Consider the following 12,008-nt stretch of genomic DNA (forward strand, 5'->3'; position numbering starts at 1 on the left):
AAATATTACTTTAAGCATGAATAATTGTCTTTTATACGTCACAAAGACATTTATTTCTTAGAGTACTCCAATCTTCATCAACGATAGCACTGCCAACTTTCAGGCCAAACAAACTCTGCATTTTCCCAACCCGACTATATGTTCACTTAAACCGATGACTATGAGAATAGAGAGCTTAACCGATTAACCTTGCCTCCCGGATGTTTTGGACAATGCTCCGGGCCTCTGCTAATTACTAAATCTAAAAATGAAGCTTATGAATCAATTTCGCCAATCTCCTTATTGTGCACGATTGAATTCGATCCTGAAACTTTCCGTGGGCCAGGCGCTCATCGGGGTTGCTTGCGGATTCAATGCAATGGCCGATAATAGTATCAATCTTAACCCGCTGGTTGTAAGCAGCAATGTCACCGCCGACCGGACGATCAAGGGAAAGGTTACCGACGACACCGGTGAAAAACTGCCGGGTGTGAGCGTGGTCCTCAAAGGTACCACGACAGGAACGGTATCCGATGCCGACGGCGTGTATACCATCAACATTCCTGACAGGGGTGGGGTACTCATCTTCTCGTCAGTCGGTTTCCTCACGCAGGAAGTTCCTGTCGGAGCGGGCTCCACAATCGATATCAAACTCGCTCCTGACGCCAAAGCGCTGACAGAGGTCGTGGTGGTGGGTTATGGTAGCCAGTTGAAAAAGGAAATTACAGGTTCGGTGCAAACCGTCAAAAGTGAGGAATTGAAAGATATTCCTGTTTCGCAGGTAACTCAAAAACTGCAAGGACGTCTTGCGGGGGTGCAGATCAACCAAACGACCGGTAAGCCGGGGCAGGGGATGTCTGTACGTATACGCGGGCAGGTGTCGGTTACCGCTGGTAGCGACCCGCTTTACGTGATCGACGGTTTTCCGATCACCGGTACCATCGGTCAGATGAACCCGGATGAAATAGAGGACATTACCATTCTGAAAGATGCCGCATCGACGTCTCTTTACGGTTCGCGTGCAGCTAACGGCGTTGTGTTGATCACGACCAAGCGCGGTACACCGGGCAAGACGAGCGTTAGTTTCAGTGCTTTTGCCGGTATTCAGAAAGTACCGATGAGAGGTCGCGTTAAAATGCTGAATGCAGAAGAATTCGCGCAGTTCAAAAAAGAAATGTTCGAAGATGAGAACAAAACAGTACCTGCCGAATTCCAGGATCCTTCCAAATACCGTGGCAAAGACAACGACTGGTACGACGCATTGCTTCGCACGGCACCGATCCAGAGCTACAACCTGAGTATCAGCTCTAATAAGGAAAACATGCGCACATCGCTCGTGGCCGGGGTTTTCAATCAGAAAGGGGTTGTTTTGAATAACAACTATAAAAGGTATTCACTGCGGATGAATTCTGAATACGACATTTCCAACACAGTGAAAATCGGCTTCAATGTCGCCCCGCAATTTGTATATGACAATACCCCCAGGACCGACGGTGACCGCGGAACGGGCGTGCTCTTCAATGCATTGCATACGTGGCCGGTGATGCCGATCCGCGATGCCAACGGCGATTTGACGAAGTTCAATACGTTCCCTGGAAGCACGGGCAATATCTTCAACTACCCGAACTGGGTGCGCGCCGCCAATGAGCTTACCAATGAAACGAAGATCAACAAGTTGCTGGGTAACACGTATATCCAGTACAACCCGATCAAAGGCCTGACGTTGAAATCGACATTGAACGTGGAAATGGAGAGCAATAAGTTCTTCTTTTTCAACCCGTCGACTGCTACGAGCGCGATCAACGTCCCGATTCCAACCACTGCCGTTTCGATCCGTCAGAACTATCAGAACTTCTCATGGCTGAACGAAAACCTGGCAACTTACAGCCACAGCTTCAATGAAAAGCATAATTTCGAATTGCTGGCTGGTTTTACCCAACAACGTTTCCGTCAGGAGTTCGACCGTATCACGGCTAACACCTACACCGATGACCGCCTTCCGACTATCCAGGGTGCAATCAACATCGACCGCGGTGGAAACTTTAACGTGAACGGCATTTCCGGTTCCAACACTTTCAACGGTGCCAATGAATGGGCATTGATGTCGTACATCTCACGTTTGACTTACAACTACAAAGGCAAGTACCTCTTCACTGCTGCGGTACGTGCGGATGGTTCTTCACGCTTCGGCTCGAACAACCGCTGGGGTACGTTCCCGTCGGCATCGGTGGGCTGGGTAATCTCGGACGAGAACTTCATGCAGTCGATCCCGAAAGTTTCCTTTGCCAAATTCCGCGCGAGCTACGGGGTGATTGGGAACAACAACATCGGTAACTACACGCAGTATGCTTTGGTGAACAACACGACCAACGCCGTTTTCGGAAGCACGGTGGCCACCGGTGCACAGGTGACTTCGCTCTCGAACTCCAACCTCGGCTGGGAAACTACCAAGCAATTCGACGCAGGCCTTGACCTGGGGCTCTTCAACGACCGCATCCAGTTCATTTACGATTTCTACACCAAACGGACCACCAACCTGCTTTACGCGGTACAGGTTCCGCAGGAATCAGGTTTTACCAACTATAACGACAACATCGGAGAGATCAAATTCTGGGGACATGAATTTTCGCTTACCACCCGTAACCTCATGGGCAAGTTGAAATGGACAACTAATGCGAACATTTCGATCAACCGTAACAAAGTAATGGAACTTGCACCGGGTATCGACCGCGTGTATGGTACATTCCACATTACGCAGGTAGGTCAACCATTCGGTCAGTTCTACGGTCTAGTTAAACAAGGTTTCTACATGAGCAAAGAAGAACTGGCGGGCAGTCCGATCATTCCAGGCCGCTCGGCGATCGGTACCATCAAGTTCAAAGACGTGAATGGTGATGGCGTGATTACCAACGGTGGTGATGCCGACGACCGGACCATCATCGGTAACCCGTTCCCCAAATTCACCTACGGTCTTACCAACACTTTCAGCTATGGAAACTGGGATCTATCGATCACAGGATCGGGATCGCAGGGTAACCAGCTATGGGTGCGCCACTTGTACAGCACTGCCAACCTCGACGGTGTATTCAATATGGTGGCAGGGGCCAAAGACCGCTTCCGCGTGAAAAACGGACCGAACCCCGTAACCGGCGCGCAAGAGGCCCAGACAGTGATCACACCAGGTAAAGGCATGTACGGTGCTACCAATAACGGCGGTAACTTCACCGGTATCGAACGCGACTGGGCAAGCTCTCACTTCCTGGCAAATGCTTCTTATTTTACACTCAAAAACATTACGCTTGGTTATCAATTGGGTGGTATCAATAAGTTTTTCAAATCGGCGCGCTTGTATGCGAGCGTACAGCAGGTATATGTTTTCACCAAATATTGGGGCGGACCTAACCCTGAAACCAGCGCACAAGGTGACGGACAAGGCGATGGCGGTAACCTGAGCCAGGGTATAGACCTCTCAAACTACCCGGTGCCACGTACATGGACGCTCGGTGTGAACCTGAACTTCTAAGCCTGACTTGTAAAATAGCTCATCTTAATTCCGATAGAAATGAAAACAAAATATATAGCAGCGTGGATTCTGGCGGCGGGCATGATTACCGGTTGCGGTGACAGCTTCCTGACGGTGAACCCGGAAACTGCATTGAGTTCCAACAACTTCTTTACCTCTGAAAACGACTTCAAGCAGGCTGTCAATGCGGCTTACGAACCGTTCCGGCAGATGTACAACGAGCGTGCGTGGGTTTTAGAAGAAATGCATTCGGATAACACCTATTACGCCCGGAACACATTGTACGGCGCGGTGGACCCTACCGAAAACGTGGCTGACTTTGCGGTACCGACCGCAAATGGGGTTACGGCGAACGACAACGTGCTGGTTCAGTACCGATTGAACTATCGGGTCATCGCACGTGCTAATCAGATCATCGCCTTGATCGACGGCGTCAATTTCGATGCGGCATCGAAAGGGAACCTCAAAGGACAAGCATTGTTCCTGCGGGCATTTGCCTACTTCGATCTCGTACGCCTATTCGGTAAAGTACCGCTTCACCTGGTGCCTGTGACCAGCCGCGAAGATGCGCCACTGCCTTTGTCGACTACCGAGGAGATTTATGCGCAAATTGAAAAAGACGCTAAGGAAGCTATTACCGGCCTGTATGATAAAGCCAAACAGGAAGCTGGTCGTGTTACTTCTGGTACGGCCAAGACGCTTTTGGCCAATCTTTACATTACCCAGAAAAAGTGGGCGCTCGCTGAGCCTTTGCTGAAAGAAATCGTAGCAAGCGGGCAGTATGCACTGATGCCCGACTACAACGATGCTTTCTCTACCACAACCGGTAACAAGAATAACAAGGAGTCTATTTTCGAGATCCAGTATATGGAAGGTTCTTCGGGCTATAACGGTAACCAAATTTACCGCTTCATTCCGTCGCCTATCACTGCTGCTGAAATCGCGCCGATTACAGGAACTTCCAATCCCCAACCGACTTCTCAGGAAAGTAACAACATTCCTACGCCCGATCTGATCGCGGCATATGAAACCGGTGACAAGAGAAAGGACATTTCGATCGGTTCCGTAACGTTGAGCGGCTCCCTGAACGACAACAAGGTTTATCCTTATATCAAAAAGTACGCGCGGCAACATTCACTGCATAACAACACCGGTCAGAACTGGCCCGTTTACCGCTATGCCGAAGTGTTGCTTTTCCTCGCCGAGTCTTTGAACGAACAAGGTAAACCGGCCGACGCCGCTACTTACATCGACCAGGTTCGCGCACGTGCCGGTCTGGCCGCAACCAAAGCTGCTTCCCAGGCAGATATGCGCGAGGCGATCTTCAAGGAGAGAAGAATAGAGCTGGCATTTGAAAACAAGCGCTGGTTCGACCTCACCCGCACGGGTCGCGTGAAGGAAATCATCGGGGCTTATGGTGCCAAGGTGAAAGCGAATCCGCAGGCATACTACTTCAAGACAGGCGCTGTGCCTCCGCCAAATGCATTCACGGTACTGGATGACTATTATGGTCTGCCTGCTGTTGAAGCTGCATTGACGCCACATTTCTGATGGGTGCAAAAGAATAAAAAAGTGCAGCAGGCGCAAGCTCGCTGCACTTTTTTCATTATGATCATACTAATCGGCCTAATACCCCACAGAACAGGATAGTCTCACCGATGTTTCGATCTAATATTGTAATATCAGATTATTTGAAGTTTTAGTTTGCTTTATTTAAGAACCAGGATACTTAATCACCAACCCCTCCTGCGCTTCATCCTTTTTTATCAATCATATTTACTTAAACTCTGAGCTGTAAAATGTACACAACAAAACAATGGTCAAAACTTCCGATGACGCTCGCGATACTGCTCGCCGTAGGGGTCTTCTGTGGAGTGATGCTAAGCAACCGAACTGCCAAACACCGTCCTCCCGGCTCAAAGGTCGACAAACTGAAACTTCCGGATGGCTTCAAGGCCGATCATTTATATAGTGTTTCGGAAGAAAAGAACGGCTCGTGGGTATCCATGACCTTCGACAACAAGGGAAGGATGATCACTTCCGACCAGTATGGCGGACTGTACCGTCTGGTGCTGCCGGCAATTGGTTCTACCGACAAGCCTCAGGTTGAGATACTTAAAATCGAAGGAGATACCGCGAAAGTTGCGATGGGATATGCGCACGGTTTGCTCTACGCATTCAATAGCCTTTACGTAATGATCAACAACCGGTCGAATGCACGTTTCCCGAAAGGAAGCGGCTTGTACCGTTTGCAGGACACCGACAACAACGATCAGTACGACAAGATCACGCTCATCAAGCCGCTGAAAGGCGAGGGCGAGCATGGTCCGCACAGTATTGTAATGGCGCCCGATCAGAAATCGCTTTTCGTAGTGGCCGGTAACTTCACCGACCTGCCACAGATGGATATTTATCGTTTGATGCCGAACTGGAAAAACGACAACCTGTTCCCGTTCATTAAAGACCCGCGCGGCCACGCGACGGATCGTAATGCTCCGGGAGGCTGGATTGCCCATACCGATCCCGAAGGAAAAAACTGGGAATTGTACACAGCCGGTTTCCGTAACCCCTATGATATCGCATTCAACGAAGCGGGTGACCTTTTCGCTTATGACTCGGATATGGAGTGGGATTTCGGAACGCCTTGGTATCGTCCAACCCGCGTTTGCCATGCGGTAAGCGGTGGTGAATTCGGATGGAGAACAGGTTCTGCCAACACTTCGCCTGCATTTGCCGATTTCCTTTCGCCGGTCATGAACATCGGACAAGGATCGCCAACCAACCTTATTTATCTGAAAGACGCGCGTTTCCCTGCGAAGTACAAAAACACATTGCTCGCATTCGACTGGAGTTTTGGTATCGTGCACGGTTTGCACCTGAAACCAAGCGGCTCGACTTACACTGCTGACCATGAAGAGTTCCTCTCCGGCGCACCGCTTCCATTGACCGACGGCGCCATCGGACCTGACGGCGCACTGTACTTCCTGACCGGCGGTCGTCGTCTGGAATCGGATCTTTACCGTGTGTATTATGGTGACTACAAGAACATTGCACCAGGCTCCAACACTGCAACGCCGGTTGTTACCAGCGAGCACAAGCAACGTACCGCCATTGAAGAGTACCATGTTAAGAAAGATCCGAAAGCGATCGACCAGGCGTGGCCATTGTTGAAAAGCCCGGACCGTTTCCTACGCTACGCGGGCCGGTTGGCTATTGAACACCAGCCTGTAAGTCAGTGGGAAAGCAAAGTTTACGCTGAGAAAGATCCGCAATCGATCATTTATGCGGCCATCGCATTGGGCCGCCAGGGTGATTCCTCAAAGGTAGGAGGGCCCCTTTTGAAAAAACTGATAACGATCGATTACGCGAAGCTCGACGACCTTAACAAACAAGCGCTGTTGCGTGCTGTGGAAGTGATCTTGTACCGCGCCGGCCAACCGGATGCTGCGACGAAAGCTGCATTGATCGCTTATCTGAATCCCAAATATCCGTCTGCTAATGCATTGCAAAACAGATTCTTAGCCAAAATACTTGTAACCATCGAAGCACCAAAAGTAGTTGAAAAGACCCTTGCGTTGATCGCTAAAAACGAGAAGTTCGATGATAAGGACAATGAAATGGTAACCGCCTCCGCCGACCTGATCCTCCGTAACCCGCAATATGGTCTCGACCTGGCTGGTTTGCTGGAAAAAATGCCGCCGCAGCAGCAAACGTTCTACGCGATTATGCTAAGCAGTGCTAAAACCGGGTGGACACCTGCATCCCGCGAAGAGTATTTCAAATGGTTCCATAAAGCATTCAGCTATCAGGGCGGACGCAGCTACATCGGCTTCATTGACAAGGCCCGTCAGCTTGCATTGAAAAACGTACCGAGCGACAAAGTGGCTTACTTTAACAAACTATCTGGCTCTGAATTACTTACCGGAACCGGAAACGATCTCGTGAAGCTCTACACGCCCAAAGGTCCGGGACGTGGCTGGAAAGTTGACCAGGCGGTTGAACTCGTTAAAGACAGCCTTAGCAACCGTGATTTCGAGCGCGGCAAGCAGATTTTTTCAGCCGTTCTTTGCAGCCGTTGCCATACTATCCAGGGCCAAGGTGCCGATGTAGGTCCCGAACTGACACAACTTGGAACCCGCTTCTCTGTGAAGGACATGCTCGAAGCGATCATCGAACCCGATAAAGCGGTGTCTGACCAATATGCCTCGATCTCATTCCAAATGAAAGACGGACAGTCGATCGTAGGCCGCGAGGTAAACCAGGATGCTAATTTCTATTACGTATCTCAAAACCCGTTCGACACGAAAACTATCCGCAAGGTAGCTAAGAAGGACGTTGTGTCCAGCAAAATATCACCGGTGTCTATGATGCTTCCCGGCCTGATCAACGGTCTGAACCCGAACGAACTGAGAGACCTGGTAGCTTATCTGATGGCAGGCGGTAACAAAAATAATCCGATCTATTCCGAGTCGGGAGCGCCGAAAAGCGGAAAATAGATCACATGAATTTTTGAGTAGATTATAATTAATTAGGCTTAAGATAGTGGTGCTGCGTGTTGGTCCTGATGCTTTCAAAGCAAATACGGATCCGGTAGCATCACTACTTTTTTATAGATACTGCAAAATAGAACACGATCAGCAAATATAACGTATATACAAACACGTTCGTTGCTGAAAAAGGGTAGGGGGCGCAGTGCGCGTATGGTCAAATAGTATATTTAGATAGTCAACTGATAAATGAAGTCACTCTCAAATCGAAGGAAAGCACTTAAAAGTATGGCAGCGGCAGCGGGCCTGGGTACATTTTCAACCTCTCTCGCCAGTGCGTTTGCCGCGTCAGAAAAGGCGCTTGGCCCTAAGCTGAATGGAAAGATCAATCATTCCGTATGCAAATGGTGTTATAGCAAAATTCCACTGGATACGTTTGCACAGGAATGTAAAAAAATCGGGCTCACGTCTATCGAACTGCTTGGTCCGGAAGAATGGCCGGTCATTAAAAAATACGGGCTTACCTGTGCATTGCCCTGGGGCGAAGGTCTTACGCGCAGCATCGATAAGGGTTTCAACGATCCGAAAAATCACGAGGAACTGATCAAGGGATTTGAAGATGTGATCCCCAAAGTACGCGCTGCGGGTTATGACAAGATCATTTGCTTTTCTGGAAATCGCCGTGGGATGTCGGATTATGACGGAATTCGTAATTGCGCCGAAGGGATCCGCAAACTGATTCCAACGGCAGAAAAGCATAATGTAACATTGGTGATGGAGTTGCTCAACAGCAAGGTCAACCATAAAGACTACATGTGCGACCGGACAGAGTGGGGGGCAGCCCTTTGCGAAGCGGTTGGTTCAGAAAAATTTAAGCTGCTCTACGATATTTACCACATGCAAATCCAGGAGGGTGACGTAGTGGCGACGATCAAAAAGTATCACAAATACATCGCCCATTATCATACAGGCGGCGTACCCGGAAGGCATGAGATCGATGAAACGCAGGAGCTGTATTATCCGGCGATTATGCAGGCCATTGTAGAAACGGGTTACAAAGGGTTCGTAGGGCAGGAATTTATCCCGAGCCGTGGTGACGATCTGGCTTCGCTGAAACAGGGGGTTACTATTTGCGATATTTCTTAAAGACTGATATTCAATAATTTACACTATGCCAACGAGACGAAACGCGTTAAAAAATATTGCAGCGGGAACAGCCGCAGGAGCAGCTGCCGGAATGATGTCCATTTCGGAAGTTTTCGCAAAAACTGAATCAGTACTGGGTGCTAAACTGAATGGTAAGATTAACCACTCGGTTTGCAAATGGTGCTACGGTAAAATTCCGCTCGACACTTTCGCACAGGAATGCAAGAAGATCGGGATCACGTCCATAGAACTCCTCGGACCGGAAGACTGGCCGACCTTGAAAAAGTACGGGCTCACGTGCGCGTTGCCTAACGGCGCAGGTATGGGTATCGAAAAAGGTTTCAACGACTTGGCCTTGCACGATGAACTTGTCAAAAGTTACGAGGACATTTTTCCAAAACTGAAAGAAGCTGGTTATAAAACCGTCATTTGCTTTTCGGGAAATCGCCGCGGCATGTCCGACTACGATGGTATGCGGAATTGTGCCGTTGGTCTGCGCCGCCTGATGCCGTCAGCTGAAAAGCATGGCATTACGATGATCATGGAGTTGCTCAATAGCAAAGTCAATCACCGCGACTACATGTGCGACCACACAGCCTGGGGTGCAGGACTTTGTGAAATGGTTGGTTCGGAAAACTTCAAGTTGCTCTACGACATTTACCACATGTCGATCATGGAAGGCGACGTTATCGCGACCATTAAGCAATACCACAAATACATCGGCCATTATCACACCGGCGGCGTTCCCGGTCGCAACGAAATCGACGAAGGCCAGGAACTGTACTACCCGGCGATCATGAAAGCGATCGTCGAAACCGGTTTCAACGGATTTGTCGCGCAGGAGTTCATTCCGAAGCGCGAGCCGCTGGCTTCTTTGGCGCAGTGTGTGAAGATTTGCGATATTGCGTGATACGGAAGCAAAGTATTTTGAGATTTTCCTCTGATAATTGCCTGGAAATGCTGTTTGAAATGCTCAAAAAGCCTTCAAATCAGCATTTCCAGGCAATTTTGAATTTCCACAGGTTAATTTTGAAGACTGCAAAAGCCTTCAAATAATGCTCAATTACAGTGAATTAACTCAGAGAAACCATTAAACACGCAGCCTGAGATTTTCACAAAATTTACGATTCGATATCTGGGACAGGATAGCAAAATCTAGTGCCCATCAAGTATAAGCTTACTTACAGATCGTCGTAATTGTCAAGCGGTCCCATACTCTCATACTTTTGAGTCGATCTGTTGTATAATTTATATTATGTTAAATAAACATTCTTAAACGAAGAGCGCATCGATTACCCGATGCGCTCTTCTATCTTGTAAGCGAAGCAAGAGCTTCGTGACATTTACTATTCTTCAATACAAGCAACCCCTTTTGCAGCGAACTGTTCCAAAACGCCGTTCAGGTTGGTCAGGTTGTCCTTAGCTTCCGCTTCGTCCTTAGCCTGGATTGCTTTTTCGAAGTATGGTTTTGCTTTTTTGAATTTACCGCAAACACGACCTTCAACTTCCTTGCCACGTTGCTGGTACTCGGTCATATTCATGTTATCAACTTCGCCTTTCAGCTGCACAGCCTCGTTGAAATAAAATACACCAAGGTTGTAAAGCGCGTCGTAGTTAGTTGCGTCGATTTCCAGTGCTTTCTTATAATTCAGTACCGCCTTCTCGCTTGCTTCTTTCTGTTTCTCTTTCGCATCAGCAAGTTCTTTTTCCAATGCGGCTACGTCTTGTCCTTTCGCAGCTTCCTGTGCAGCTTTTACTTCTCCTTCCAGTTTAGCAATCGCTTCTACACTTTCTTTTTTCTTCGCGTTCACATCAGCAAGCTGGCGTTTCAGGTCGGCATTTTTTGGCTGCTTTTTGATCAACGCTCCGATACGTTTTACTTCGCCGTCGTAGACTTCGATCTTACTTTTTTCGGCATCCAGTGCCTTTGTAGCGGTTGCAACTGCATTATTACCCGAACCTACTTTACCGTTCAATTGCTTCACTTTGTCGGTAGATGTTCTGTACATGTTATCGTACAGAATAGCCAGGTTTACCACATTTTGGGTGTTTTTAGGATCGGCTACTGCCAAAGCTTCGAGTTCTTTGATTGCCTGATCTTCTTTACCTGAGGCCAGCAAAATGTTAACAACTTCCGCTTTCAGGTCCTTGTTTCCCGGAGATTGTTTCAAACCATTGTTCAAAGTCTCCACCGCTTTGTCGAAGTTCTGCTCAGAACGGTATAGCTGCGCCAAACCGTAGAATACGCTGGGATCTTTACCGCCGTTCGCTGCGTATGTTTCAAATGATGCCTTTGCAACATCCTTTTTATCAAGCTGTTGTGCCGCGATACCACCATAAAGCGATGCCAAAGTATCCTTTTTGTTGATCTGTTGGGCAGCCTGGAACATTTCCAAGGCACCGTTCAGGTTTTTAGCCTGGTACTTTTCCGCACCTTGTTTTACGAATGCATTGAAAAGCTGGGTTCCTTCACCGCCGGCGATAACATTCGCAGCTTCTTTTGATGATTTCCCTGGCTCCCCTTTCTTCGTAACATCCAGCTCAACAACCTTTTTATAGGCTTCCAAAGCCGTTTTTGCTGCACTAGAATCTACTTCTGAACCTTGTAGGGCTATGTTTTCATAAAGTTTAGCGCGTTCCAGCCAAAAAGCGGCTTTGGCACTTGCTTTCGGGTCACTGGCATCTTTATCGCTTTTCTCCTTTTCCTTACGAAATCCATCTACCAAAGCCTTGTTCACAGCGTCCTGCGCTATCGCAGCACAGCCGAACAGGCTAAGTGCAGAAACAAAAAACAGTTTTTTCATAAATATTAACTTTGGTTGTGATTGATTGTTCGAGTTCTAAATATAAATCAATTAATATAAATTTTACAA

6 protein-coding genes are annotated in these 12,008 nt (G+C 48.3%); 5 read left to right on the forward strand and 1 reads right to left on the reverse strand.

All coding sequences use genetic code 11. The annotated features are described in order from the left end of the window. Positions 1 to 256 precede the first annotated feature (256 nt). From ACTJJJ_RS05425 to ACTJJJ_RS05445, 5 genes are all read left to right on the forward strand, one after another. Positions 257 to 3,502 (forward strand): SusC/RagA family TonB-linked outer membrane protein, encoded by a 3,246-nt coding sequence (locus ACTJJJ_RS05425; protein WP_188929845.1) that lies wholly within the window; start codon positions 257 to 259, stop codon positions 3,500 to 3,502. A gap of 39 nt (positions 3,503 to 3,541) precedes the next feature. Beyond that, positions 3,542 to 5,053 carry a RagB/SusD family nutrient uptake outer membrane protein gene (locus tag ACTJJJ_RS05430; RefSeq protein WP_188929843.1) on the forward strand — a complete coding sequence of 504 codons (1,512 nt, stop codon included), beginning with the start codon at positions 3,542 to 3,544 and terminating at the stop codon, positions 5,051 to 5,053. Positions 5,054 to 5,301: 248 nt separating this feature from the next. Next, complete coding sequence (locus ACTJJJ_RS05435) at positions 5,302 to 7,998, forward strand: c-type cytochrome (protein ID WP_440701619.1); 2,697 nt, start codon at positions 5,302 to 5,304, stop codon at positions 7,996 to 7,998. 240 nt (positions 7,999 to 8,238) lie between these two features. Next, positions 8,239 to 9,135, forward strand: coding sequence for a hydroxypyruvate isomerase family protein (locus tag ACTJJJ_RS05440; protein WP_188929840.1), 897 nt, complete (start codon positions 8,239 to 8,241; stop codon positions 9,133 to 9,135). 25 nt (positions 9,136 to 9,160) lie between these two features. Next, complete coding sequence (locus tag ACTJJJ_RS05445) at positions 9,161 to 10,045, forward strand: hydroxypyruvate isomerase family protein (RefSeq protein ID WP_440701620.1); 885 nt, start codon at positions 9,161 to 9,163, stop codon at positions 10,043 to 10,045. A 436-nt stretch (positions 10,046 to 10,481) separates the two neighbouring features. Here ACTJJJ_RS05445 and ACTJJJ_RS05450 read toward each other — a convergent pair whose 3' ends face one another. Next, a complete protein-coding gene (locus ACTJJJ_RS05450) occupies positions 10,482 to 11,939 on the reverse strand; it encodes a tetratricopeptide repeat protein (RefSeq protein WP_426294499.1) in 1,458 nt (485 codons plus the stop codon). Positions 11,940 to 12,008 lie beyond the last annotated feature (69 nt).

The organism is Dyadobacter sp. 22481, from assembly GCF_052044875.1.
Lineage (GTDB): Bacteria > Bacteroidota > Bacteroidia > Cytophagales > Spirosomataceae > Dyadobacter > Dyadobacter endophyticus.

Coding starts and splice junctions, on each gene's coding strand:
- ACTJJJ_RS05425 (WP_188929845.1), top strand. CDS start 257: ATGAATCAATTTCGCCAATCTCCTTATTGTGCACGATTGAATTCGATC.
- ACTJJJ_RS05430 (WP_188929843.1), top strand. CDS start 3,542: ATGAAAACAAAATATATAGCAGCGTGGATTCTGGCGGCGGGCATGATT.
- ACTJJJ_RS05435 (WP_440701619.1), top strand. CDS start 5,302: ATGTACACAACAAAACAATGGTCAAAACTTCCGATGACGCTCGCGATA.
- ACTJJJ_RS05440 (WP_188929840.1), top strand. CDS start 8,239: ATGAAGTCACTCTCAAATCGAAGGAAAGCACTTAAAAGTATGGCAGCG.
- ACTJJJ_RS05445 (WP_440701620.1), top strand. CDS start 9,161: ATGCCAACGAGACGAAACGCGTTAAAAAATATTGCAGCGGGAACAGCC.
- ACTJJJ_RS05450 (WP_426294499.1), bottom strand. CDS start 11,939: ATGAAAAAACTGTTTTTTGTTTCTGCACTTAGCCTGTTCGGCTGTGCT.